This is a genomic window from Micromonospora sp. WMMD1102 (genome assembly GCF_029626265.1).
GTDB lineage: Bacteria > Actinomycetota > Actinomycetes > Mycobacteriales > Micromonosporaceae > Plantactinospora.
In genome coordinates this window covers 7,560,987-7,586,707 of sequence record NZ_JARUBN010000001.1, presented here as the reverse complement: position 1 = coordinate 7,586,707, position 25,721 = coordinate 7,560,987, and the positions used below count along the sequence as shown (strand labels likewise).

The 25,721-nt window shown below is 71.2% G+C and carries 20 protein-coding genes; 11 read left to right on the top strand and 9 right to left on the bottom strand.

Annotation, left to right across the window (positions count from 1 at the left end; all coding sequences use genetic code 11):
• Positions 1 to 2: 2 nt before the first annotated feature.
• Positions 3 to 2,531, bottom strand: coding sequence for a DNA gyrase subunit A (gene gyrA / locus O7626_RS34415; protein WP_278065153.1), 2,529 nt, complete (start codon positions 2,529 to 2,531; stop codon positions 3 to 5).
• A gap of 170 nt (positions 2,532 to 2,701) precedes the next feature.
• Complete coding sequence (gene gyrB / locus O7626_RS34410) at positions 2,702 to 4,651, bottom strand: DNA topoisomerase (ATP-hydrolyzing) subunit B (RefSeq protein ID WP_278065152.1); 1,950 nt, start codon at positions 4,649 to 4,651, stop codon at positions 2,702 to 2,704.
• A 582-nt stretch (positions 4,652 to 5,233) separates the two neighbouring features.
• Between gyrB and O7626_RS34405 the strand changes: the two genes are divergently transcribed.
• Positions 5,234 to 5,788, top strand: coding sequence for a hypothetical protein (locus tag O7626_RS34405; RefSeq protein ID WP_278065151.1), 555 nt, complete (start codon positions 5,234 to 5,236; stop codon positions 5,786 to 5,788).
• A 150-nt stretch (positions 5,789 to 5,938) separates the two neighbouring features.
• Here O7626_RS34405 and O7626_RS34400 read toward each other — a convergent pair whose 3' ends face one another.
• The 5 genes from O7626_RS34400 to dnaA form a co-directional block, all read right to left on the bottom strand.
• The gene (locus O7626_RS34400; RefSeq protein ID WP_278066449.1) at positions 5,939 to 6,493 is read right to left on the bottom strand and encodes a DciA family protein; all 555 of its coding nucleotides are present in this window, start codon (positions 6,491 to 6,493) and stop codon (positions 5,939 to 5,941) included.
• Positions 6,494 to 6,704: 211 nt separating this feature from the next.
• On the bottom strand, positions 6,705 to 7,877 hold the full coding sequence (gene recF / locus O7626_RS34395) for a DNA replication/repair protein RecF (RefSeq protein ID WP_278065150.1): 1,173 nt from the start codon (positions 7,875 to 7,877) through the stop codon (positions 6,705 to 6,707).
• 3 nt (positions 7,878 to 7,880) lie between these two features.
• A complete protein-coding gene (gene gnd / locus O7626_RS34390; RefSeq protein ID WP_278065149.1) occupies positions 7,881 to 8,753 on the bottom strand; it encodes a phosphogluconate dehydrogenase (NAD(+)-dependent, decarboxylating) in 873 nt (290 codons plus the stop codon).
• 28 nt (positions 8,754 to 8,781) lie between these two features.
• Positions 8,782 to 9,915 carry a DNA polymerase III subunit beta gene (gene dnaN / locus O7626_RS34385; protein ID WP_278065148.1) on the bottom strand — a complete coding sequence of 378 codons (1,134 nt, stop codon included), beginning with the start codon at positions 9,913 to 9,915 and terminating at the stop codon, positions 8,782 to 8,784.
• Between the two features lie 795 nt (positions 9,916 to 10,710).
• A complete protein-coding gene (gene dnaA, locus O7626_RS34380; RefSeq protein ID WP_347404829.1) occupies positions 10,711 to 12,789 on the bottom strand; it encodes a chromosomal replication initiator protein DnaA in 2,079 nt (692 codons plus the stop codon).
• A 685-nt stretch (positions 12,790 to 13,474) separates the two neighbouring features.
• On the opposite strand from dnaA, the gene rpmH reads away from it, so the two are divergent.
• From rpmH to O7626_RS34330, 10 genes are all read left to right on the top strand, one after another.
• Positions 13,475 to 13,612, top strand: a complete 138-nt coding sequence (gene rpmH, locus O7626_RS34375; RefSeq protein WP_278065146.1) for a 50S ribosomal protein L34 — start codon at positions 13,475 to 13,477, stop codon at positions 13,610 to 13,612.
• Positions 13,613 to 13,647: 35 nt separating this feature from the next.
• Positions 13,648 to 14,103, top strand: a complete 456-nt coding sequence (gene rnpA, locus O7626_RS34370; protein WP_278065145.1) for a ribonuclease P protein component — start codon at positions 13,648 to 13,650, stop codon at positions 14,101 to 14,103.
• Positions 14,100 to 14,393, top strand: coding sequence for a membrane protein insertion efficiency factor YidD (gene yidD, locus O7626_RS34365; protein ID WP_278065144.1), 294 nt, complete (start codon positions 14,100 to 14,102; stop codon positions 14,391 to 14,393). Before rnpA ends, yidD begins: the two co-directional genes overlap by 4 nt.
• The gene (yidC, locus tag O7626_RS34360; RefSeq protein ID WP_278065143.1) at positions 14,390 to 15,445 is read left to right on the top strand and encodes a membrane protein insertase YidC; all 1,056 of its coding nucleotides are present in this window, start codon (positions 14,390 to 14,392) and stop codon (positions 15,443 to 15,445) included. The genes yidD and yidC overlap by 4 nt, the downstream gene beginning before the upstream one ends.
• A 219-nt stretch (positions 15,446 to 15,664) precedes the next feature.
• The gene (locus O7626_RS41620) at positions 15,665 to 16,405 is read left to right on the top strand and encodes a R3H domain-containing nucleic acid-binding protein (RefSeq protein ID WP_347404828.1); all 741 of its coding nucleotides are present in this window, start codon (positions 15,665 to 15,667) and stop codon (positions 16,403 to 16,405) included.
• Positions 16,406 to 16,412: 7 nt separating this feature from the next.
• Complete coding sequence (locus O7626_RS34350) at positions 16,413 to 17,297, top strand: 16S rRNA (guanine(527)-N(7))-methyltransferase RsmG (protein WP_278065142.1); 885 nt, start codon at positions 16,413 to 16,415, stop codon at positions 17,295 to 17,297.
• Positions 17,298 to 17,538: 241 nt separating this feature from the next.
• On the top strand, positions 17,539 to 18,180 hold the full coding sequence (locus tag O7626_RS34345) for an HAD family phosphatase (RefSeq protein ID WP_278065141.1): 642 nt from the start codon (positions 17,539 to 17,541) through the stop codon (positions 18,178 to 18,180).
• Positions 18,181 to 19,025: 845 nt separating this feature from the next.
• A complete protein-coding gene (locus O7626_RS34340; RefSeq protein ID WP_347404827.1) occupies positions 19,026 to 20,273 on the top strand; it encodes a ParA family protein in 1,248 nt (415 codons plus the stop codon).
• 27 nt (positions 20,274 to 20,300) lie between these two features.
• A complete protein-coding gene (locus O7626_RS34335; RefSeq protein WP_278065140.1) occupies positions 20,301 to 21,332 on the top strand; it encodes a ParB/RepB/Spo0J family partition protein in 1,032 nt (343 codons plus the stop codon).
• Positions 21,333 to 21,861: 529 nt separating this feature from the next.
• Positions 21,862 to 22,911: a hypothetical protein gene (locus tag O7626_RS34330; protein WP_278065139.1), complete on the top strand. Its 1,050-nt coding sequence runs from the start codon at positions 21,862 to 21,864 to the stop codon at positions 22,909 to 22,911.
• A gap of 90 nt (positions 22,912 to 23,001) precedes the next feature.
• Here the strand turns inward: O7626_RS34330 and O7626_RS34325 are convergent, their stop codons facing one another.
• A complete protein-coding gene (locus O7626_RS34325; RefSeq protein WP_278065138.1) occupies positions 23,002 to 24,036 on the bottom strand; it encodes a D-alanine--D-alanine ligase in 1,035 nt (344 codons plus the stop codon).
• Between the two features lie 8 nt (positions 24,037 to 24,044).
• Positions 24,045 to 25,358 carry a PLP-dependent aminotransferase family protein gene (locus O7626_RS34320; RefSeq protein WP_278065137.1) on the bottom strand — a complete coding sequence of 438 codons (1,314 nt, stop codon included), beginning with the start codon at positions 25,356 to 25,358 and terminating at the stop codon, positions 24,045 to 24,047.
• Between the last annotated feature and the right edge of the window lie 363 nt (positions 25,359 to 25,721).

The window sequence follows — 25,721 nt, the reverse complement described above, 5'->3', positions numbered from 1 at the left end:
AACTAGTCCTGTTCGTCAGGCTCGTCGGCATTGCGAGCAATCGCCACAATAGTCACGCCGTCTGGTAGGTCCATCAGTTTGACCCCCATTGTGTTCCGGTCACGCGTTCGGCGTACAGGCTTCACCGGAGTCCGGATCACACCGCCGTTGCTGGTGATGGCAAACAGCTCGTCGTCCGGGCTGATCACGACCGCGCCGACCAGACCGCCGCGGCGCTCTGTGATCTTCGCGGTCAGCACCCCTTTACCTCCCCTACCCTGCACGGGGTATTCCTCGATCGGGGTGCGTTTCGCGTAGCCCCCGTTCGTCGCCACGAGGACATCCAGGTCCATGCCCTCGCGGACCACCTCCATCGCCAACAGCACGTCGTCGTCGGTGAACCGCATCCCGATCACGCCCGAGGTCGCCCGTCCCATCGGGCGGAGCGCCTCGTCGGTGGCGTTGAACCGGATCGCCTGCGCCTTCTTGGACACCAGGAGGAGGTCGTCCCCCGGGCCCGCGAGCGCCGCTCCGACCAGCTCGTCCTCGTCGCGGAGGTTGATCGCGATGATGCCGCCGGAGCGGTTGGAATCGAACTCCTCCAACCTCGTCTTCTTCACCAGACCGTTCCTGGTGGCCAGGACCAGGTACGGCGCGACCTGGTAGTCCGGGATCTCGATCACCTGGGCGATCTGCTCGTCCGGCTGGAAGGCGAGCAGATTGGCCACGTGCTGGCCTCTGGCCACCCTACTGGCCTCCGGCAACTCGTACGCCTTGGCCCGGTAGACCCTCCCCTTATTGGTGAAGAAGAGCATCCAGTCATGCGTGGAGCAGACGAAGAAGTTGCTGACGATATCGTCCTGGCGCAGCGTGGCACCACTGACCCCCTTGCCGCCCCGGCGCTGCGAGCGGTAGAGGTCGACCTTGGTCCGCTTGGCGTACCCGGTGCGGGTGATGGTGACCACGACGTCCTCGCGGGCGATCAGGTCCTCCATCGAAACCTCGCCCTCGAAGGGCACGATCTTGGTCCGGCGCTCGTCGCCCCACTTGGCCACGATCTCGCCGAGCTCCTCGGAGACGATCTTCCGCTGCCGCTCCGGCTTGGCCAGGATGTCCTTGAGGTCGGCGATCTCCACCTCGATCTTGGCCAGCTCGTCGATGATCTTCTGGCGCTCCAGCGCGGCGAGCCGGCGCAGCTGCATGTCCAGGATCGCGGTGGCCTGCACCTCGTCGATGTCGAGGAGCTGGATCAGGCCCTGCCGGGCCTCCTCCACCGTCGGCGACCGCCGGATCAACGCGATGACCTCGTCCAGCGCGTCCAGCGCCTTGACCAGACCGCGCAGGATGTGTGCCCGCTCCTCGGCCTTACGCAGCCGGAAGGCCGTCCGCCGCCGGATCACGTCGATCTGGTGGTCGACGTAGTAGCGGATGAACTGCGCCAGGTTGAGCGTGCGCGGCACCCCGTCGACCAGGGCCAGCATGTTGGCGCCGAAGGTCTCCTGAAGCTGAGTGTGCTTGTAGAGGTTGTTCAGCACCACCTTGGCGACCGCGTCGCGCTTGAGCACCAGCACGATCCGCATACCGGTACGCCCTGAGGACTCGTCCCGGATGTCGGCGATCCCGGCGAGCTTCCCCTCCTTGATCAGCTCGGCGATCCGCTCGGCCAGGTTGTCGGGGTTGACCTGGTACGGCAGCTCGGTGACGACCAGGCTCGTCCGGCCCTTCTTGTCCTCCTCGACCTCCACCACCGCGCGCATCCGGATCGAACCCCGCCCGGTCCGGTACGCGTCCTGGATCGGCGTCGTCCCCACGATCAGGCCGTGGGTCGGGAAGTCCGGCCCCTTGACGATCCCGATCAGGGCGTCGAGTGTCGTCGCCTCGTCGTCCTCCGGGTGCTCCAGGCACCACTGCACCGCGGCGGCGATCTCCCGCAGGTTGTGCGGCGGGATCTTGGTCGCCATGCCGACCGCGATGCCCTCGGAACCGTTCACCAGCAGGTTCGGGATCCGGGACGGTAGGATCGTCGGCTCCTTGGCCCGGCCGTCGTAGTTGTCCTGGAAGTCGACGGTGTCCTCGTCGATGTCCCTTAGCATCTCCATAGCAAGTGGGTCAAGCTTGCATTCGGTATATCTCATGGCCGCAGCCGGATCGTTACCTGGCGAGCCGAAGTTGCCGTTGCCGTCGACGAGCGGGTAGCGCAGCGACCAGGTCTGGGCCATCCGGACCAGCGCGTCGTAGATCGCCGAGTCGCCGTGCGGGTGGAACTGACCCATCACATCGCCGACCACCCGGGAGCACTTCACGTATCCCCGGTCCGGGCGGTAGCCGGAGTCGAACATGGCGTAGAGGATCTTCCGGTGTACGGGCTTCAACCCGTCCCGTACGTCCGGCAGCGCCCGCCCGACGATCACGCTCATCGCGTAGTCGAGGTAGGAGCGCTGCATCTCCACCTCGAGCCCGACCGGCTCGATCCGGTCGTGCTGGGCGACCGCGCTGGCGGCAGCCGCGTCCTGCTCCGGCTCGTTGGCGGTGGGCTCGGGAGTATCCGTCACTGTCTACCCTTATCAGACTCAAAGCCGCATTCCGCTGTGGATAACGGCTGTGGAAACCGTGGAAGCTGTGGATAACTGTGTGGAACGGCGGTCCCGGTTGACCGTTCGGCCGACTCGGTGCTGTCGTCCGGCCGACCCGTCGGTCGGTGCCGAGGACCGCCGTACCGGCCCTAGATGTCGAGGAAGCGGACGTCCTTGGCGTTGCGCTGGATGAACGAGCGACGCGCCTCCACGTCCTCGCCCATCAACACGCTGAACAGCTCGTCGGCCGTCGCGGCGTCGTCCAGGGTGACCTGGCGCAGCGTCCGGGTCGCCGGGTTCATCGTGGTCTCCCACAGCTCCGGGTAGTTCATCTCGCCCAGACCCTTGAACCGCTGGATGTCGTCCGGCTTGGCGTTCGGCTTCTTCTGCTGCCGCAGCGCGATCAGCCCGTCCCGCTCCCGGTCGGAGTAGGCGTACTGGGCGTCGTCGCCCTTGCGGTTCCACTTGATCTTGTAGAGCGGCGGTGCGGCCAGGTAGACGTGCCCCAGCTCGACGAGCGGCCGCATGAACCGGAACAGCAGGGTGAGCAGCAGCGTCTGGATGTGCTGGCCGTCGACGTCGGCGTCGGCCATCAGCACGATCTTGTGGTACCGCAGCTTCTCGATGTCGAAGTCGTCGTGGATGCCGGTGCCCAGCGCGGTGATCAGCGCCTGCACCTCGTTGTTCTTCAGCACCCGGTCGATCCGGGCCTTCTCCACGTTCAGGATCTTGCCCCGGATCGGCAGGATCGCCTGGGTACGCGGATCGCGGCCCTGCTTGGCCGAGCCACCCGCCGAGTCGCCCTCGACGATGAACACCTCGGACTCGCGCGGGTCGGTGGACTGGCAGTCGGCCAGCTTGCCCGGCATCGAGCCGGACTCCAGCAGCGACTTGCGCCGGGCCAGCTTCCGGGCCTGCTGCGCGGCGATCCGGGCCCGCGCCGCCTGGGTCGCCTTGGTGATGATCAGCTTGGCCTCGGCCGGGTTGCGGTCGAACCAGTCGACAAGCCACTCGTTGCAGACCCGCTGTACGAAGCTCTTCACCGGGGTGTTGCCGAGCTTGGTCTTGGTCTGCCCCTCGAACTGCGGGTTGGTCAGCTTGACCGAGATGATCGCCGCGAGCCCTTCCCGGATGTCCTCGCCGGAGAGCTTCTCGTCGCTCTTGAGCAGCTTCTTGTCCGTGCCGTACCGGTTGACGACGCTGGTCAGCGCGGCCCGGAAGCCCTCCTCGTGGGTGCCGCCCTCGTGCGTGTTGATGGTGTTCGCGAAGGTGTAGACCGACTCGCCGTACGACTCGTTCCACTGCATCGCGATCTCGACCGACATGCCCTCGGTCTCCTCCTCGGCCCCGAACTCGACCACGGTCTTGTGGATCGGGTTCTTGGAGGCGTTGAGGTGCCGGACGAAGTCGGAGATGCCGCCCTTGTAGCAGAAGGTCACCTCGCGCGGCTTGCCGTCCTCCTCCTGCACCCGCTCGTCGCGGAGCTGGATGGTCAGGCCACGGTTGAGGAAGGCGTACTCCTGGATGCGGCGGTAGATGGTCTCGAAGGCGAAGTCGACGGTCTCGAAGACCGACGGGTCCGGCCAGAACGAGACCGACGAACCGGTGGTGTTGGTGGTCTCGCCCTTCTCCAGCGGGGTGGGCTTGGAGTTGGCGTAGCTCTGCCGCCAGACGTACCCGTCCTTGTGGATCTCCACGAACATCCGGGTGGAGAGTGCGTTCACCACCGAGACGCCGACACCGTGCAGGCCGCCGGAGACCGCGTAGGCCTTGCCGTCGAACTTGCCGCCGGCGTGCAGCACGGTCAGCGCCACCTCGACGCCCGGCTTCTTCAGCTTCGGGTGCAGGTCGACCGGGAAGCCCCGGCCGTTGTCGGTGACCCGGACGCCGCCGTCGGCGAGCAGCACCACCTCGATGGTGTCGCAGTAGCCGGCGAGCGCCTCGTCCACCGCGTTGTCCACGACCTCCCAGACCAGGTGGTGCAGACCCCGCTCTCCAGTCGAACCGATGTACATACCGGGCCGCTTGCGAACGGCCTCCAGGCCCTCCAGAACGGTGATCGACTCGGCGCCGTACTCCTGCTTCTGCTGCGCTGCCACCTTGGCCACTTTCTCGCGCGGCCCGCGCCGGGCGGCGCGAGAGCGCGGGTTCGGTGGGCGGCCCGCGACTCGGCGCGCGGACCGGCACCACGAGGAATTCCGGGTACGGTCGGAACGCGCCAGTCGCCGCGGCTGCCCACGGATCGCGATCGGCTCGGACCCGACGCGGCGCCCGACCGGCCAGCCCGGTCCCCACGCCACACCGTGTCGTCGTCTCGCCGTCAATCCTACTGTGCCCAGATGACATCTTGGGTATGCGGCACCCCTGCGCGGCGCCCTGAGACCTCCGTAGACGGCTTCACCCCCTCGCCCGCGACTCCCCCCACACGCCTGAGATCGAATCGGGGGCGGTTTCCGGCACCGTCGTACCCTCGCCGGCCGAGACCTCCCAGGTCGGTCCTGCCCGCCCAGCCGGGGCAAGCGCGGACGCCGGATCCGCTCGGCACGGCCGGGGGTCGCGCGGAGGGTGAGCGGTGCCGTAACTTGGCGACGCCGCAAGTAAGCTCCATGGCCAGGATGCCCGGTAAGCGCACCGGGCGGTCCCACCGACCGGTTTCGCCAGGCATGGGAAGGTGACGCCCGATGGGGCTGGACAACGTCGCGGTGCGCTGGCCGCGGACCGGCCGCTTCTACGATCCGGTCGCGCCGGCCGAGTTCGTCGACTTCGGCGACCTGGCCGACGCGCCCGAGGTGGCCGCACCGACCGCGGCCCTCGCCGGATACATCGCCAAGAACGGCTCGGTCCGGGCCACCGCCTACACCGAACTGGTCGACCTGCTGCTGGGACTCGACGGTGTGCTCTACGCAACCGAGGCGGCGGCCGAGGACGAGGACCCGGTGATCGACCCGGACGGCTGCGCCTGGATCGCCGGCGGGCTGGAACGATTCGTGGACGGGCACCGCGCGTACGGCGACACGGTGACCTTCGACACGGTCGGCGCCGTACTCCGGGCCGCGCTGGCCGACGGGCGCCTGGCCGAGCAGCAGTTGCGCTGGCTGGACAGCCGGCTCGACGCGCTGCGCGACGAGTCCGGCGCGCCGCCGCAGTGGAGCTACCCCCGCTCGGAGCTGGCGGTGCTGGCCGGCTTCTACCGCCGGTGCGCCGAACGCGGCTTCGCCGTCTACGCCGACTCCTGACCCCGGGCCGGGTCGAGCCGGGTCGGTGCCGATCCCGCCGGCCGGTGTCGGACCGCGAAGGCCCGGGCCAGGTTGGGTTGGGTCGGCCAGACCGGCCCAGGCCAGGCCAAAATGGGCCGGCCAGACCGGCCCAGGCCGGGTCGGATCGGGTCAGCCGTACGTGTCCCGGGGGCCACGTCCGCGCACCCGTCGCGGGCCTCGGGACCAGGACGGCGCGGTCGGGCCGTGCACGTGCAGTCGACGGACCACGCCGTGCCCGACCTCGGCGGCGATCCGGCGCAGCAGCGAGGCGGCCAGCAGTCGCAACTGTGTCGCCCAGGCCGTCGACTCCGCCTCGACGGTCAGCTCGCCGTTCTCCAGCTTCACCGGACGGCTGTGCTCGGCCACGTCCGGCCCGACCACCCGCTCCCAGGCCCCGAAGACGGTCGCCTCGGCGGCCGGCTGCTGCCAACCCCGGGCCTTCACCAGCCGGGCCAGCACCGTACCGAACAGTTGTGGATCACGCGGGTCGGGACCGGGACCGGAGTAGCCGCGTGGGCGGCGCCGCTGCCCGCCGGCCCGTCCGACATTCGCTCCGGCACCGCCGCCGTCCGCCGACTCCGCGTCCAGCTCCGCTCCGCCGGTGGTACGCCGACGCGGCGCCGGTCCCTTCCGTTTGGCGAGCGCGGCATCGAGTACCGCCCGGGCCAGCTCCGGACCGGACAGCTCGCCGTCACCAGCTGCCGGCGCCGACCCCGTCTCCGCGCCCGCCGCACCGGAGCCGGACCGGGCCGCCCCCGACGCCTCCGCCGGGCTGGCCGCGTCGGCGGTCTTTTCCGGTCGGGGCGTGTCCTTTTCCGCGCCGGGCGGGCCGGCGGACGGGCGGCGGGACCGGGCGGCGGCAGTCGGACTGCCGGTCGGACCGGGGGACTCCGGATCAGTCGGCACGGCGTACCTGCCCGTCGGAGACCTCGAAGCGGGCCCCCCGCAGCGCCTGCGGTACGTCGTCGGCGACCGCACAGGTGACGAGGAGTTGACTGGCCCCGGCGACCAGCTCGGCGAGCCGCTCCCGGCGGCCGCTGTCCAGTTCGGCGAAGACGTCGTCGAGCACCAGCACCGGCTCGACGCCCTCGGCGCGGAGCAGGTCGTAGGCGGCCAGCCGGAGCGCGAGCGCGTACGACCAGGACTCGCCGTGGCTCGCGTACCCCCGGGCGGGCAGGGTGCCGAGGGTGAGGGTCAACTCGTCGCGGTGCGGCCCGACCAGGGTCGTCCCACGGTCGATCTCGGCCGGCCGCGATTCGGCGAGCGCGTTCGACAGGGCCGCCTCCAGAGCCGACCGGTCCGGCGTCTCCGGCAACTCCACCGACGGCCGGTACGCCATCGACGCCGCACCCCGGCCGGCGGCCACCGCGTCGTACGCCTTCGTCACGTGCGGGCCGAGCGCGGCGACGAGTTCCAGCCGGCCGGCCAGCAACTCCGCCCCGTGCCGGGCCAGGTGGGTGTCCCAGACCGCCAGCGTCGACAGGTCGCCGCCACCCTCGGCCGGCCACTCGTCGTCGGTGCGTCCGGCCCGTCCCCGCCCGCCGCCGGTCTTCCGGGCCAGATAGGAGGTACGCAGCAACGCGTTGCGCTGCTTCACCACCCGCTCGTAGTCACCGCGGACGGCGGCGTACCGGGGCATCCGGAGTACCAGCAGGTCGTCGAGGTAGCGCCGCCGCTCGGACGGGTCACCCCGGACCAGTTCCAGGTCCTCGGGGGCGAAGAGCACCAGCCGCAGCGCGCCGAGGACGTCCCGGGCCCGGCGGGCCGGGGACCGGTTCAGCCGGGCCCGGTTGGCCCGGCCCGGGGCGATCTCCAGCTCGACCAGCAGCTCCCGGCCCTCGTGCACGATCGCGCAGCGCAGCACCGCCGTGGCGGCACCGGCCCGGACCAGCGGGGCGTCGGTGGCGACCCGGTGACTGGCCAGGGTCGCCACGTAGCCGAGCGCCTCGGCGAGGTTGGTCTTGCCCACCCCGTTCGGGCCGACGAGGACGTTCCCACCCGGCTCCAGGTCCACCCCGACCCGCTCGTACGAGCGGAAGTCGACCAGTTCGAGCCGGCGGACGTACACCGGTCAGTGCTTGCGGACGGTGTGCCCGCCGAACTGCTGGCGCAGCGCGGAGACGGCCTTCAGCGCGGGCGAGTCGTCCTGCCGGGAGGAGAAGCGGGCGAAGAGCGAGGCGGTGATGACGTTCAGCGGCACGGCGAGCCGGACCGCCTCGTCGACCGTCCAGCGGCCCTCGCCGGTGTCCTCGGTGTAGTCGCTGAGCTGGGTCAGCTCCGGGTCCTCGTCGAGGGCACGGTCGAGCAGGTCGAGCAGCCAGGACCGGACGACGGTGCCGTCCCGCCAGGACTTGACCACGCCCGGCACGTTCGTCACCAGCTCGGAGGCGGAGAGCAGCTCGTAGCCCTCGGCGTAGGCGTGCATCAGGCCGTACTCGATGCCGTTGTGCACCATCTTGGCGTAGTGCCCGGCGCCGACCGGCCCGGCGTGCACGAACCCGAACTCGCCGGCCGGCTTGAGCGCCTCGAAGATCGGCATCAGCCGCCCGACGTGCTGCTCGTCGCCGCCGACCATCAGGCCGTAGCCGTTCTCCCGACCCCAGACGCCGCCGGAGACGCCGACGTCGACGTAGCCGATGCCGTGCCGGTCGAGCTTCTCCGCCCGGGGCAGGTCGTCGACGAACCGGGAGTTGCCGCCGTCGATGACGATGTCGCCGGCGGAAAGCACCTCGATCAGCCCGTCGACGGTCGGCTCGGTGTACTGCACCGGCACCATCACCCAGACCGCCCGGGGCGCGGCCAGCCGCTCGGCCAGTTCGGCCAGGCTGGCGACGTCGGAGAGAGCCGGATTCTGGTCGTAGCCGATCACCTCGTGCCCGGCGGCGCGCAGTCGCTCGCGCATGTTGCCGCCCATTCGGCCGAGCCCCACCAGGCCGAGTTGCATGAAGACTTTCCTTCCAGAACCGGTGCGATCAGCGGGTCACGCGGATCGGCATGATCAGATAACGGTAGCCGGGGATGCTCTCCCCGTCCTCGCCGGAGGGCGAGATCACCGCTGGCTTGAAGGCGTCGACGAAGGAGAAGACCGCCAGGGCCGAGCCGAGGTTCTGGAGTCCGTCGATCAGGTACTGCGGGTTGAAGCCGATGGTCAGCGGCTCGCCGGTGAAGGTGGCGTCCATCGCCTCGCTGGCCCGGGCCTCCTCGGTGCTGCCGGCCTCGACGACCAGCCCGTCCGAGCTGAAGTTCAGCAGCACCGGCGTGCTCCGGCCGCCGACCAGCGAGACCCGCTTGACGACCTCGACCAGCGCGGCGACCGAGACCCGGGCCTCGGCGTTGGAGCTGGCCGGGAAGAGCGAGCGCACCGGCGGGTAGTTGGCGCCGTCCAGCAGCCGGCTGGTGGTCCGGCGGGTGCCGCCGGCAAAGCCGATCAGGCCCTCGCCGGCGGCGCCCTGGGCCAGCGCCATCGTGACGTCGCCGCCGAGCGGGCCGAGTGCCTTGGCGGTGTCGTGCAGGGTGCGGGCCGGCACCAGCGCGTTGATGCTGACCTCCGGGTCGTCCGGCCGCCAGTCGATCTCGCGCAGCGCCAGCCGGTAGCGGTCGGTGGCGAGCATGGACAGCGTGGAGCCGTTCAGCTCGATGCGTACCCCGGTCATCATCGGCAGCGTCTCGTCCCGGCCGGCGGCGATCGCGACCTGGCCGACCGCGGCGGCGAAGGTGGCCGCGTCGATGGTGCCGGCGCTGCCCGGCATCTCCGGCAGGGTCGGATAGTCCTCGACCGGCATGGTCGGCAGGGTGAACCGGGCGCTGCCGCAGACCAGCTCCAGATGCGCCCCGGCGGCGGCGATGTCGACCGGCTTCGCCGGCAGCGCCTTGGTGATCTCGGCCAGCAGCCGGCCGGAGACCAGCGCGGCCCCCTCCGCCTCGCTCTGCACGTCAACGGTCACCTGGCTGGAGACCTCGTAGTCGAAGCCCGACACGTGCAGCCCGCCCTCACCGACCCGGAGCAGCACGCCGGCCAGCACCGGCACCGAGGGACGGTTGGGCAGACTCTTCGCGGTCCACGCCACGGCGTCGGCGAGCGCGTCACGCTCCACGCGGAACTTCATGCCATGCCTCCGGATCGACGTCAGCGACAACTGTCTCATGCCGGCGGCCGCCTTCCGGCCCCGCCAAGCGTGCGGGTCTCCATCGCACCTTAGGACCCGGGCGCATCGGCTGTGCGCCCGACCCCGGCACTTCGGCAGATCCTGGTGCCCGGGTACGACGTTTCCAAAGACTCCACAGGATGCCCAACGCCGATGATTGGTTTTTGTTCTCTTAGAAGAGATAACTCAATCGTCTTCATCGGTGCTGTGCAAACTGTGGAGAAGTCGTCTCTGCGCTGGTCAGCGGGTTGTCCACCGGTGTACGGGGTGTGGACGACCGGGGTCGAAACCGGGCTCGCCATCCACAGCCGGCTCGGCCGGCCGAGTTTTCCACCCTTGTCCACCGGTCATCCACCGGCTTACCCACCGGCTTTTCCCCAACTGTGGGGACAGCCGTAGAAAGATCGACATGGACTGTCCCCAGAACCTTCAACAGGCGGTGCACAGCCCGCCGGGATCGGTGGACAACTCCGTGACGCGGGGTAACCGTCCACACACGTTTCCACAGCCTCCGTCCACAGGTTGTGGGTTCCCGGTTCGGAGCGGGCCTCGGGTTATCCACCGACGTGGACAACCGGCTGTGGAAATCCTGGGTACGACGAGTCGCGCGTGCACGGTCTCGAACGGGTCGCAAACCATCGACGGCCGGGCGGCGCGCGACCGAGTCGGAGGATGCGCGGCCGGACGGGACGCGGAGGGCCGGGTACGGGCCGATCCGGCCCGTACCCGGCCCTCCGCCGGTCCGCATCTGTCGGGTCAGGTGTTCTGCTTGATCCGGTTCGTCAGCTCGGCGATCTGGTTGTAGAGCGAGCGGCGTTCCGCCATCTGCTGCCGGATCTTCCGGTCGGCGTGCATCACCGTCGTGTGGTCGCGGCCGCCGAACGCCTGGCCGATCCGGGGCAGCGACAGGTCGGTCAGTTCCCGGCACAGGTACATCGCCACCTGGCGGGCGTTGACCAGCACCCGGGACCGGGACTGCCCGCGCAGGTCCTCCAGGCTCACCCCGAAGTAGTCGGCCGTCGAGATCATGATCTGGTCCGCGGTGATCTCCGGCCCGGAGCCGTCCGGGATGAAGTCCCGGAGCACCTCCTCGGCCAGCGACAGCTCGACCGGCGACCGGGTCAGCGAGGCGAACGCGGTGACCCGGATCAGCGCGCCCTCCAGCTCCCGGATCGAGTTGGAGATCCGGGACGCGATGAACTCCAGTACGTCCGGCGGGGCGAAGAGCCGTTCCTGGGCCGCCTTCTTCTGCAGGATCGCGATCCGGGTCTCCAGGTCCGGCGGCTGGATGTCGGCGAGCAGCCCCCACTCGAACCGGGTACGCAGCCGGTCCTCCAGGGTGGCCAGCTGCTTCGGCGACCGGTCCGAGGTGATCACGATCTGCTTGTTGGCGTTGTGCAGGGTGTTGAAGGTGTGGAAGAACTCCTCCTGGGTCCGCTCGCGGTTCTCCAGGAACTGGATGTCGTCGATCAGCAGGATGTCGACGTCGCGGTAGCGGCGCTGGAACGCACTGGTCTTGTCGTCCCGGAGCGAGTTGATGAAGTCGTTGGTGAACTCCTCGGTCGAGACGTACCGGACCGAGCGGGCGTTGCCCAGCGTCGTCGCGTAGTGCCCGATCGCGTGCAGCAGGTGGGTCTTGCCCAGCCCCGAGCTGCCGTAGATGAACAGCGGGTTGTACGCCTTGGCCGGCGACTCGGCGACCGCGACCGACGCCGCGTGGGCGAACCGGTTGGACGAGCCGATCACGAAGGTCTCGAACATGTACTTCGGGTTCAGCCGGTTGCCGCCGACGTCCCCGGCCCCGCCGACGCCACCCGGCCGGCGGTCGTCCCGGCCACCCGGCCGGTGCGGTGCGTTGGCACCGCCCCGGCCCGGACCGCTGTCGCTGCCGGCGTCCCGGCCCGGCCCGAGCCGCCCGGCGCCGTCCCGGGGATCGTGGTAGCGGCGGTCGGCCGTCCGGGGATCGCCGAACTGGCCGAGATCGTCGGTGCCCCGCTCCTCGAAGCCCCGGCGCTCCTGTAGCGGTGCGGTCGGCCGGTACGGCTCCGGATAGGGGGCGCTGAACAGGGTCTCCTGGCCGTCCCGGCTGGCCGGGATCAGGTTGCCCCGGATGCTGTCGGGCCGTCCGGGGGCTCGCCCGCCGCCGGGGACCTGTGCCGAGCCGGTGAACGGCGGCGGCTTGCGGACGCCGGCCTGGTCTGGCGCCGGCCCGCGGTTCTCGGGTACGTCGGCTTCGGCGCCGGCCGGGAACTCCTGCTCCGGCCGCGCCGGGTACTCGTGCTCGGCCTCACCGGGAAAGCGGAGCGGCTCGGCCCGGTAGCCGCCGGCCGGGCCGGGGTCGGGGTAGTGGGCGGACTCGCGGTCGCCGGGTCCGCGGGCCGGATCCGGGCCGGGATATCCGCCGACCCCGCCGGTGTTGTCGTAGCCGCCGGCCGGCTCGGCCCCGCCCGGATAGCCGGGTGCCCCGCCCTGAGCGGGATAGCCGGGTGCCGCGCCCGATCCGGGATAGTTCGCCGGTCCGGCCGGTTCGGATCCGGCCGGATAGCCGGTACCGGCCGGGCGGGGCTGGCCGTCCTCGGGCGGCCGTACGGTGACCGCCACCTGGACCGCCCGGCCCAGTCGCCGGGAGAGGGCCTCGGTGATAGCCGGGCGCAGCCGCGACTCGATCACGTCCCGGGTGAACGCGTCCGGTACGGAGAGCAGGGCGGTGTCCTCGATGATCGTGTGCAGCCGGGTCAGCCGGAGGTAGGCGCGTTGCTGGGCCGAAATGATCTCGTCGGCCAGCTCCTCGGTCGTCGCCGCCCACACCGCGCCAAGGTCGATCGTGTCGGCCACCGTCGCGCCACCCCCATCGCCTCTGCGTCTCCGGCCGCCGTTGCCGTGCCGGTCGACCGTTCCAGGCTTGCTGACGTGCTCGAACAGGCACGACGCGACGCGCGGCGGGTGCCGGCGTCGTCCACAGGTTATCCACAGCCTGTGTATCGACCGATTGTGCTGCCCGGCCGGGCGTCCGTGTCGTCTGCCCCGGCCCGACCGGCGTTGACGCGGGTTCATCTGTCGAACGATCGACGAGCTTGTCCGGTTTTGCTCGCCAGCGGCATCCCACCCCCTGACGCTGACGTGCAATCGGGCACGCTAACAGCGTTGTCCACAACCCTTCAACCGTTGGCCCCGCCGGGACCCTCTCGACATCAGCGAAAACCCCCGCCGATCGCCGGTCCGGGGCTGTGCCCCCGTACCGGAACCCGGTGGTCGGAGCGGACGTCTCCGGCCACCGTCGGTGGAAGTCGGTTCGGTCGACGATCATGATGTTTGACGGGGGTTGTCGGGCTGCGTAGGCTCCAAGGGTTGCTCTGTCGCCCTCTGCTAGGGTGATGAGAGTCGTATGACCGCGGCCCGGCACGGGCCGTGGTTGTTGCCTGGACGGCATTGACACGTGGCCGTTCCGGCGCCCGACGCCAGACAATCATCCGACCCCGCCGCGACACGAGGCGGGGCGTACGACGACGGAGAGCCTGACGTGAGCAAGCGCACCTTCCAGCCGAACACCCGCCGGCGCGCGAAGACCCACGGCTTCCGGCTGCGCATGCGCACCCGGGCTGGCCGCGCCATCATCTCGGCCCGCCGTGGCAAGGGTCGCACCCGCCTGTCGGCCTGACGGCTGGCAGGGCCGGTCCGGGGATGTAGGCAGTCGTGCTGGCGGCCGCACAGCGACTGCGGCGCAGCAGTGACTTCGCCGCGGCGATCCGGGGTGGGCGCCGGGCCGGTCGAGGATCCGTCGTGGTCCATCTCGACCAGGCCGGCACACCTGCCTCCCCCACACCCGCTTCCCCTGCGACTGCTTCTGCCAGGACCAGAACGGCATCGGAGCCGGTTCGGAGCACCGGCGCGGGACACGAGCCCGCGCCCGCCCGGGCCGGCTTCGTCGTCTCCAAGGCGGTCGGCGGCGCGGTCGTCCGGAACAGCGTCCGGCGTCGCCTGCGGCACCTGGTCCGCGACCGGCTGCCGGCCCTGCCCCCCGGCAGCACCCTGGTGGTACGCGCACTGCCCGCCGCCGCCGAATCCTCGTACACCCGGCTCGGTGCCGACCTGGACGCCGCGCTCGCGGCGGCACTGGCCCCCCGGAAGTCCGCCCGGCGGTCCCGATGACGACGGCGCCCGACGGTACGCCCGGGATGACACCCGGCGCCCGAGTGCTGGCCGGAGCCATCGTCGCGTACCGTCGTTGGATAAGCCCGGCGCTGCCGGCCCGCTGTCGGTTCTACCCGTCGTGCAGCGCGTACGCCCTGGAGGCGGTCGCGCGGCACGGTGCGCTCCGGGGGACCGTGCTGGCGGTCCGGCGGTTGTCGCGCTGCCATCCCTTCCACCCCGGTGGATATGACCCGGTGCCGGAGCCGGGCGCACGCCGCCATGCCGATGTGACTGGAGCCCCGAATTGAGTCTCGACTGGATCTACTGGGCGATCTCGTGGATCCTGCTGCTCTGGCACTCTGCCTGGGACGCCATCGGGGTCTCGGCGGGGGCGGTCCTGGGCACCAACTGGTCCTGGATCCTGGCGATCATCTTCCTGGTGGTCACCCTGCGGGTGATCCTCTTTCCGATCTTCGTCAAGCAGATCAAGTCGCAGCGCGCGATGCAGGCGATCCAGCCGCAGCTGAAGGCGCTCCAGGAGAAGCACAAGGGTGACCGGGAGACGCTCCAGAAGGAGATGATGGAGCTCTACCGGAAGGAGAAGGCCAACCCGCTGATGGGTTGCCTTCCGATCTTCCTGCAGGCTCCGGTCTTCATCGGCCTCTTCCACGTGCTCCGCCGGCTCGACCCGGCGAACGAGGGCAAGACCCGGTATGGCTGGACCGTCGAGCAGTTCGAGAGCGCCACCCACGCCCGGCTCTTCGACGTGCCGATCGCCGGCAAGTTCGGCTCCAGCGCGGCGGAGCTGGCCCGGCTGAACGCCAGCGGCGCCTCGGTGAAGATCCTGGCCGGCGTACTGGTGGCCATCATGATCGCCACCACCTACCTGACCAGCCGGCAGATGATCCTGAAGACCGGCTGGGCCGAGGACCCGCAGCAGCGCATGATCCAGCGGCTGATGCTCTACGGCATCCCCGCCTCGCTGCTGGTCTCCGGGGCGATCTTTCCGATCGGCGTGGTCATCTACTGGGTCACCAACAACCTCTTCACCCTCGGCCAGCAGCAGTGGGTGCTCCGCAAGTACCCGCCACCGCAGCAGCAGAACGCCGGCAAGCTGCCGAAGCCGGGCGAGTCGCGGCGTACCACCACCGGAGGCACCGGCGGCGGCCGGAAGGGCACCGACTCCCGCAACCCGGTGCAGCCCGGCAAGCCGGCCAAGCCCGCCGGCCGGTTCGGCCGCTCCAAGGCCAACGGTGCGCAGCCGGAGAAGCCGGCCGTCGACACCAGGGCGCTCGCCCCGAAACCGGGCGCCAAGCCGGTCAACCCCAAGAAGGGGCGCCCGGCGAAGCGTCAGGGTTGACGCGGACCGGCCACCGCCCGCAAGTGTCGGTCGGTGGCCCGGTGGGACTTCGGGCCGTGCTGCCACCAGCGCTGGCGCCGGACCGGAATCCGCCGCGCCCCGCGACGACGGGCACCGTTGCCCGGAAAGACGTGCCCGTGGCACTCGGCGATCTCCCGCCGGGCCTCGGGAAACCAGCGGGACCGTACGGTCCGGCCGAGAGAGTACGGAGATGAGACGGTGACCGACACCAGTATTCCGCGCGCCGAGCAGCCCATCGGCGACACCGATTCGGCCGTACCGGCGGGCTCGCCCGCGGACGCCGAGACCACCGAGGCCGTCGCGGTTGCCGGGCAGAGCGCGGACACCGGTCCGGCGCGGGACGACGACGATGTCGACGGCGACGAGACCGACGACGAGACCGACGAGGACGAGGCTGACGACGCCGACGACGAGGCTGGCGACGCCGACGTGGTGGGGCGGGCCAGCAACGGCGGGAAGCCGGCCGCGGCGACAAGCGACGCCGACCTGTTCCGGCAGAGCGAGATCGCCGCCGACTACGTTGAGGGACTGCTCGACATCCTCGACTACGACGGCGACATCGACGAACTGGTCTCCGCCGGGCGACCGGTGGTGGAGGTCGTCGGCGGGCGGTTGCAGGCGCTCGTCGGACAGCGCGGCGCCACCCTGGAGGCGCTCCAGGAGCTGACCCGGCTCGCGGTGTTCCGGCAGACCGGCACGCCGAGCCGGCTGCTGCTGGACGTCGGCGGCTACCGGGCGACCCGCCGCAAGGAGCTCTCCGCGGTGGCCAAGAACGCGGTCGAGAAGGTCAAGCAGCACGGTGAGGCGGTCCGGCTGGAGCCGATGTCCGCGTTCGAGCGCAAGTGCGTGCACGACGTGGTCAACGCGATTGCCGGAGTGGAGAGCGAGTCCGAGGGCGTGGAGCCGAACCGCCGGATCGTCGTCCGCCCGGTCGACTGAGCGGTCCATGGCGTACCGACCCGTTTCCGGCCCGGGTGGCGAACCGCCGCCCGGGCCGGCGCCTGTCCGGACCGGGGGCGACGACTCGCCGGCCGTACCGCTGCCCGCCGAACTCGCCGAGCCGGCCCGTACCCTCTTCGCGGACCGGCTTCCGCTCGCTGCCGCGTACGCGGAACTGCTGGCCGGGCCCGGAGTGCTGCGTGGCCTGATCGGCCCCCGCGAGACGCCCCGGATCTGGGACCGGCACCTGCTCAACTGCGCCGCGCTTGTGGAACTGCTACCGTCCGGTGTGTCCATAGTGGACGTGGGATCCGGTGCCGGGCTGCCCGGGATCGTCCTGGCGATCGCCCGGCCGGACCTGACCGTCACGCTGGTCGAGCCGCTGGCCCGGCGGGCGGTGTTCCTGGCCGAGGCGGTCAGCACGCTCGACCTCACCGAGCGCGTCACGGTGGTCCGGGCCCGGGCCGAGGAACTGGCCGCCCGCCGGGGTGCGGGTGGCCGGCGTCGCCGGGCCGGCCGGTCCGCCGAACCGGCGGCGGCGTCGCCCGGCGAGCCGGTGGAGCTGGCGAACCTCCCGGCCGAGCTGCCGGTGCCGGCGGACGTCGTCACGGCCCGCGCCGTCGCCCCACTCGACCGGCTCGCCCGGTGGTGTCTTCCGCTCGCCCTGCCCGGTGGGCGGCTGCTGGCGCTCAAGGGAGCCAGCGCCGCCGAGGAGGTGGCCGAGCACACCTCGGCGGTACGCCGGCTGGGCGGCTCCACGCCGGTCGTCCGGCAGGCCGGCGTGGGAGTGGTCGACCCGCCGACGACCGTGGTCGAGGTGGTACGGGACGGCGCCGCCCGCCCGGCGGCTCCCGGTGCGGCGGGCGGGCGACGCGACGGTACGTCCCGCTAGCACCTTGCCGGTGCTGGCGCCGGCGCTAGCACGATGCCGATGCCGATGCCGATGCCGATGCCGATGCCGATGCCGGCCGGCTGCCGCTCGTGGCTTGCCGGCCATCGTCGGTTCGGTGGCTGCCACACTGGTGGCTCGTCGGCGCCGGCCGGTTCGCGGCTGCCGGGCGCTGGCGCGTGGCGGGTGGACGCCCGTCGGTTGGTGGTTCGGCGACGCTATTCGGCGGCTGTACCCTGGGCCGGTGACGCTGCCCCTGCCGTCCGGCGAGTTTCGGGCCTACCTCTTCGACTGCGACGGCACCGTCGCCGACTCGATGCCGCTGCACCACGTCGCCTGGCAGCGGGCGCTGGCGGAGTGGAACTGCGACCTCCCGGAGAAGCTCTTCTACGCCTGGGGTGGCCGGACGGTGCTCGACATCATCGCCACGCTCAACGAGCGACAGGGTCTGGCCATGCCGCCGGAGGTGGTGGACCGACGCCGGGAGGACCACTACCAGGAGCTGCTGCCGAGCCTGGTCGCCGTACCCGAGGTACGGCAGCACGTCGACCAGGCGCACGGGCGACTTCCGATCGCCGTGGTCTCCGGGAGCACCAGGGAGTCGGTCACCGCCTCCCTGGAAACGCTGGGTCTGCTGGAGAAGTTCGACGTACTTGTCTGCGCCGAGGACTGCACGAGAGCCAAGCCCGATCCGGAGGGGTTCCTGCTCGCCGCCCGCCTGTTGGGCGTACCGCCGGAGTTCTGCCTCGTCTTCGAGGACACCGACCTCGGCATCCAGGCGGCGACGGCGGCGGGCATGGCGTCGGTGCGGGTGCCGCAGCCGTGGCAGCGCCGGACCTCCGGAGGCCGGCCGGACCGCCTCGGTGAGGCGTCGGCGACGCGCTGACCGAGAGAGACGTCCCGGTTGGTCGCGGGGCGGGAGAAGCGGACCGGGTGGGAGTGGCGTACCTCTCGTTCGGCCGGCTCGCAGGCACAATTGTCGGCAACAGAGCGAGACGTCGAATCTGCTGATCAGAGCCGGTTCCCGGGGAGAGGCCTCCGGAGCGGCCGGTTTTCATCCTACGGACAGCCGTGGCCCAATTTGCCCAGCGGCCGTAGGCTGACCGCGCGTCGATAGTGTAGACCGGGCAGCGGGCGGCGCCTCAGGCCTCCGCTGCTTCTTTGCCGGACCGCACGCTACGCCCCAGGGCGCGGGCATGGGCGCTGACCGGACCGACACCATCCGAAGCTGGCAGGGATGAAACGGTGCATGACAACGGTAGGTATGAGGATCCAGAGATGACGGACTCCGGGGGCTACCACTCCGGCGGCGCCGATGTTTCACGTGAAACCGACTACGAAGGTTGGTCCGCCAGCGGGCGGGTCCGGCCGCCGGGCCAGGGCGACGGCCCCGGTGACCAACCGACCGGGTACGACTCCGCCGCACCACCCGGCCCGAGTCGCGGTACCGCCCGAGTCGTGCCCCCGTCCGGCGCTCCGGATCGGGCCGGACCCGAGTACTCCCCGGTGGGGTCGCCGTTCGCGTCGGGACCGCCTGGCCCCGGGGGCGCAGCGGATCTACCGCGGCAGCCGGTACGCGCTCCTGGTCCGGACGGCTCGGGCAACGGCGCGGAACATCCGAGGCCGGCCGGCAGGGCTACCGCGCCGACGTTCTCGGCGCCGTCGGACGGCGCCTTCTCCGGGCCGCCCCGGGACGGCTCGTTCCCGGTGTCGGACGCCCCGCAGCGATCGGTGGCCCCGCAGCAGCCGGTCGTCCCACAGCCACCGGTGGCCTCAGAGTCACCGGTCGCCCCACGGTCACCGGTCGCCTCGCAAGCACCGGTCGCCTCGCAGCAGCCACCGGTCGCCTCGCAGCCACCGGTCGCTCCGCCGCGACCGGTGGCGCCGCGTTCCGGTTCGCATGCTCCGGTGGCTCCGGTCGGCAACAACCCCGGGACGCTCGGCCCGGTGGAGGCGACGGATCAGGTCGACGGCACGGCTCGAACCCGTCCGGTCGCCGAGCCCGCGCCGCCGGCCGACACGCCGCCGGCCGTACCGGAGACCTTCCCCGAGGACGCCGGGTCCGACGCGTACGTTTCACGTGAAACACCGTCGCGCGAACAGGACGATCCCCCGTTGGCAATGGAGGCAATGCGCGCTGTGCAGATATTGAACCCGAGTGGCGAGGTGACGATGCCTCGTCCGGACCGGCCACGGATCATGTGTGTGGCGAACCAGAAGGGAGGCGTCGGCAAGACCACCACCACGGTCAACCTGGCGGTGGCCCTGGCGCTGCACGGAAATCGTGTCCTCGTCGTGGACCTCGATCCGCAGGGGAACGCCTCCACCGGGTTGAACGTGCCGCACCACGCCGGGGTTCCGGACGTCTACGACTGCCTGATCGACAACGTGCCGCTGGCCGAGGTCGCGCAGGCGGTCGAGGGGATCCCCGACCTGTGGTGCGTACCGGCCACCATCGACCTCGCCGGAGCCGAGATCGAGCTGGTCTCGGTGGTGGCCCGGGAGTCCCGCCTCGCCCGAGCCATCGCCGGCCACCCGACGGAGTTCGACTACGTCTTCATCGACTGCCCGCCCTCGCTCGGCCTGCTCACGGTCAACGCGCTCTGCGCCGCCCAGGAAGTGCTGATTCCGATCCAGTGCGAGTACTACGCCCTGGAGGGCCTCAACCAGCTGATCAACAACATCAACCTGGTACGGCAGCACCTGAACCCGACCCTGGAAGTCTCGACCATCCTGCTCACCATGTACGACCGGCGTACCCGGCTGGCTGACGCCGTTGAGCAGGACGTCCGGAACCACTTCGGCGACAAGGTGCTGGAGGCGGTGATCCCGCGCAACGTCCGGGTTTCGGAGGCTCCGAGCTACGGCCAGTCGGTGATGACCTACGATCCCGGTTCGCGGGGTGCCACGAGCTACTTCGAGGCGGCCCAGGAGATCGCGATGCGTGGGGTGAAAGAGTCCGTTGGTCGCAATGCATAGCTCGGTCGAGACGTCGGGAGGCGTGGCATGAAGAACCGTCCGCGGGGCGGGCTGGGTCGAGGACTGGGCGCGCTGATCCCCACCACCGCCCCCGAGCCGGCGGCCGGGGTGGCGACCGCGCAGCCGCCGGCCGCTCGACCGGACGCCGCGACCCTGCCCGGGGAACCGTCCTGGACGGCGCCGGTGCCCGAGACGCCGGTCCAGCCGACCGGGCCGGAACTGGCGCCCGTGCCCGGCGCCCGGTTCGCCGAGATCCCGCTCGACGCGATCGTGCCGAACCCGAAGCAGCCTCGGCAGATCTTCGACGAGGAGGCACTGGAGGAACTCAAGCTCTCGATCCAGGAGGTCGGGTTCCTCCAGCCGATCGTGGTACGCCAGCTTCCCGACGACCGGTACGAGCTGGTGATGGGTGAGCGCCGCTGGCGGGCGGCCCAGGCGGTCGGCCGCGAGTCGATTCCGGCGATCGTCCGGGACACCCGGGACGACGCGATGCTCCGGGACGCGTTGCTGGAGAACATCCACCGGGCCAACCTCAACCCGCTGGAAGAGGCGGCCGCCTATCAGCAGCTGCTGGAGGAGTTCGGCGCGACGCACGAGGAGCTGGCCCGGCGGATCGGCCGGAGCCGCCCGCAGATCTCGAACACCATCCGGCTGTTGAACCTCCCGGCGGAGGTGCAGAAGCGGGTGGCGGCCGGAGTGCTCTCCGCCGGACATGCTCGGGCGTTGCTCAGCCTGGAGAGTTCGTCCGCGCAGGAGGACCTCGCCCGGCGCATTGTGGCCGAAGGGCTCTCGGTACGGGCCACCGAAGAGGTGGTAAAGCTGGCCGAGGATTCGCCGAGCCGCCCGAGCCCGGCCAAGCGCCGCGCCAAGGTGCACGCCCCCGGGCTGACCGATCTGGCCGATCGACTCTCCGATCGCTTCGACACCCGAGTCAAGGTCGACATCGGTCGCAACAAGGGGAAGATCACCATCGAGTTCGCCACAGTGGATGACCTCGAACGGATCGTCGGGCTGATCGGGATGACCGGCTCGGATGGCGACCTCGACGAGTCGAGCTGATCTCGACCGGCCGACCACCGTCGCTGAAACAGGAAACAGGGAACGGGACGGTACGCGCGGCCCTTCGACAGGGCACAGAATGGCCACGGCCCGGAAGTCCGGGGGCCGTGGCCATTCGTCCAGCGGCGGCCGGTCGACCGGGCGGGCCGGTTTCACGTGAAACCTGTCCGTGCCGCCGACCCCGGTGCGCGCGCCGAGTGTGCCGGAGAGCGGACGGAAACTTCGGCGGTGCGTGGGTGTCCACCGGCCTGTCGAAGAGCGAAAAGTAATCCACAGGCGTTGTCCACAGGGTGGCCCGGTTTCACGTGAAACAGCGCGTGGAACGAGGTGTCGGCCTGTGGATGACGGTGGTGAAAATCCGTCCGGACGGTCCTCGGCGCGGACGGCCGTGTTCTGTGGAGGAGGGCGATCACGGCGCCGAACGCCGGGGACCGGGAGCGGCGGCCGCCGCCGCGCGCGGCGGCCGCGTACGGCCGGAGGGGCCTCGGGAGACGGCTCGGGCGGCGCGGGCGAGGGCGGCGCGATCGCGATGATCGACAGCCGAAACCGGGTAGGGACACCGGTCCCGAACTCGGTTAGGGTCAGCGTCGTGTCCCACACCCCTCCCGCTGTACCAGACTTCACCAGGTGGCCTTCGTTCCCTTTCGAAGGCGATTTTCGGGTCAAGCAACTTGACGAGCCCGTAGCGGTCGAGCCGCCGCGCAAGGGCGAGGGTTCCGGCGAGTGTCACTCCTGCAACGCACCTGACGAGGCGTACATCTGGGTCAGCGAACGCTGGCGGGTACGCGCCATGGATCGTCCCACCGGGCTGCCGATGGTACTGATTCTCGAATCACGTTCGCATCTCGACCTGGGCGACCTGCCCAACCTGCTCGCCGCCGAACTCGGGGTGATGACCGTACGGCTGGAGCGAGCCGTGCGGTCCCTGGACGGGGTGGCCCGGGTGCACGTCAACCGCTGGGGTGACGGGGCAGCCCACCTGCACCTGTGGTTCCTGGCGCGGCCGTACGGGCAGCTTCAGTTGCGCGGCACCTTCCTGTCGCTGTGGGACCACATCCTGCCCCCGATCCCGGAGGCACAGTGGCGGGAGAATCTGGCCCTCGTCGCCGCCTGGCTCGCCGAGTTCGGCGGACGCCCGCTGGCGGAGCCGCCCCGGATCCAGTGGCAGGCGCCGTCGAGCCTGGCCCAGCAGGTGACTGCGGCGTCCTCGGGCCTGGCGCAGCAGGTGAGTGCGGCATCGTCGGATCTGGCGCCGGCCGGCGGCCCGCCGCCGACGCCACCATCGCCCGCGTCCGCTCCGCCGCCGGACTCGGCTAGCGGGACGACTCTGACGGACGCGCCGTCGACGGGCGGGACTCGCCCGCAGGTAACGCCCACGGAAGCGGCGGCCAGGAGCGAGACCGCTGCCGAAGCGACGTCCACGGGCGGGACGGTCACCCCCGGACGGGACAGGGTGGCAGGGAGCATGCCGGAGCGAGCGGCTGAACCCGGGGCAGCGGAGGAGGCGGAGACGGCGTCGAGATCGGCGCCGGCCGTCAACCCCGAGGCCGGCGGCGAGCCGATCACCCGGACCCGATAGCTGTCCGTCTTACGGCTGGCCGGCCCTGCCTGCGCCCACACGGCAGGCCAGCCGGCCGGCGGCGCCTCGGCCCGACCGGCCGGCGACGGGTCAGCTGCCGGCCTGGGTGCGGCGCTGGGCGGCGCGGGCGACCAGGGTACGCAGCAGCTCGCCGAAGTCGAGACCGGCGGCGTTGACGGCCAGCGGCAGCAACGAGGTCTCGGTCATCCCCGGCGAGACGTTGACCTCCAGCACGTGCGGCCGGTCGTCCTCGTCGACGATCAGGTCCACCCGGGACAGGTCGCGCAGCCCGAGCGCGGAGTGGGCGGCGAGCGCGGTCTCCGCCACCCGGGCCGCCGCGACCGCCGACAGTCGGGCCGGTGCGTGCCAGGTGGTGAGCCCGGCGGTGTACCGGGCGGCGTAGTCGTAGACACCGTTGCGGGGGACGATCTCGACGGCGGGCAGCGCCTGCGGGCCGTCGCCGAGATCCACCACCGAGACCGCCACGTCCATCCCGGGTACGTAGCGCTCGACGAGCGCCGTCGAGTCGTACGCGAAACAGCCGACCATCGCCGCCGGCAGCGCGGCCGGGTCCCGGACCACGGCGGCGCCGAGCCCCGAGCCGCCCTGGGCCGGCTTGACCATCAGCGGCAGCCCGAGCCGGTCGACGATCCGGTCCAGCACCGCCACCGCGCCGAGTTCGGAGAACCGGTCGTGCGGCAGCGCCACCCAGTCCGGGGTGGGGATCCCGTCCTCCCGGAGCATCGCCTTGGCCGACGGCTTGTCCCAGGCGAGCCGGGAGGAGCGGGCGTCACAGCCGACGTAGGGCACGTCGCAGATGTCGAGTACGCCGCGCAGCGAGCCGTCCTCGCCGGTCGACCCGTGCAGGGCGATCACCACCGCGTCCGGCGGGTCGTCCCGGAGCAGCGGCAGCAGCGACACGTCCGCGTCCCGCTGCTCCGCCTCGACGCCGACCGAGCGGAGCGCGTCGAGTACCCGTCGGCCGGACTTCAGCGACACGTCCCGCTCGTAGGAGAGCCCACCGGCGAGTACCAGGACGCGCAGCTCCGCCGGCTCGTCCTGCCGGGGTACCAGGTCGGGCCAGTCGGCGGTGCGGAGCGGATTGTCGGCTGAGTGCGTACCCATGCCGGAGATCATGCCAAGTCGGGACCCGGCACGTCCGCGCCGGCCTGCCCACGACGGCGGGCGGGGGCGGACACGGTGCCGAAGACCTCGCGCATCGCGGTCTCCTGCTCCATCACCGTCGCCAGCCGGCGGACGCCCTCGCGGATCCGCTCCGGCGGCGGGAAGGAGAAGTTGAGCCGCATGTGCCCGGCGCCGGTGCCGTCGGCGAAGAAGCCGGTGCCGGGGACGTAGGCGACCCGGGCGGCGATGGCGCGCGGCATCATCGCCTTGGCGTCCAGGCCGTCCGGCAGCGTCGCCCAGACGAAGAGGCCGCCACCCGGCTCGGTCCAGGTGGTGCAGGCCGGCATGTAGTCGGCGAGGGCGTCGAGCATGGCGTCCCGGCGCTCCCGGTAGACCTCCCGGTAGATCTTGAGTTGCTGCCGCCACGGCATCGTCGACAGGTAGCTGGTGACGGCCGCCTGGGCGAATGCGCTCGGGCAGAGGATCTGCGCCTCGCTGGCGATCACCAGCTTGTCGCGTACGGCGTGCGGGGCCAGCACCCAGCCCACCCGCAGTCCCGGCGCGAAGGTCTTGGAGAAGGTGCTCAGATAGAAGACGCCGTCCCGGCGGCGGGCCCGCAACGGCGCCGGTGCCTCGCGGTCGAAACCGAGCTGGCCGTACGGGTCGTCCTCGACCACCAGCAGCCCGGCCCGCTCGCAGATGTCGAGCACCCGCTCCCGGCGCTCCTCGCTCAGCGTCACGCCGGCCGGGTTCTGGAAGGTGGGGATGGTGTAGAGGAACTTCGCCCGGCGGCCGGTGCGGGCAACCTCGGCGATGGCCAGCTCCAGCGCCTCCGGGATCAGCCCGTCGTCGTCCATCGGGACGTGCACCACCTGCGCCTGGGCGCTCTGGAAGACGCCGAGCGCGCCGACGTAGGTGGGTCCCTCGGCCAGCACCACGTCGCCGGGGTCGAGGAAGAGCCGGGCGATCAGGTCCAGTGCCTGCTGCCCGCCGACGGTCACCACCACGTCCTCCGGGGAGGCGCCGCAGCCGACGTCGATGCCGGAGAGCGTCATCACCTCGCAGATCCGTTCCCGTAGCTCGAGGGTGCCCTGCCCGATGCCGTACTGGAGCGTGCTGGTGCCCTGCTCGGCGGCGAGCTTGTTCAGCATCTCGCCGACCGCGTCCAGCGGCAACGCGGCGATGTACGGTGCGCCACCGGCGAGCGAGACGACCTCCGGACGGCTGGCGACGGCGAAGAGAGCTCGGATCTCCGAGGCTGTCATCCCGCGTACCCGTCGGGCATAGCGGTCCGTGTAGTCGTCCAGCGTCGTGCCGGTCATGCCGCCTCCTCGCTGCGTTCTCTCCTCGTCACGGCGTCCACGACCGGGGACGCCGGTGCGGTGCGCACGCCCGCTCGTCCCGCCTCCCCGCTGCCGTGCCTGTGGTCGTGGTGGCCACGGCGGTCCACCGGAGGCATTCCCGAAACAGGTCGACTGATCCCGCCCGAGTGCCCTCGCCGCACCTCGAACGTCGCGCCCGCACTCCGTCCCGGTCCGCTGGGAAGTCCGCCGGGCGGGCGGAGCGGTGGGCTGCCGGCAGCTCCGCCGGTCGACGCTCGTCGTTCGATGGTAATCCCGATCACCCGAAACGGCTCTCGACCCAGTGGCCCGTCCACATGTCGGACCGGCTGACCTGGCCGGCGG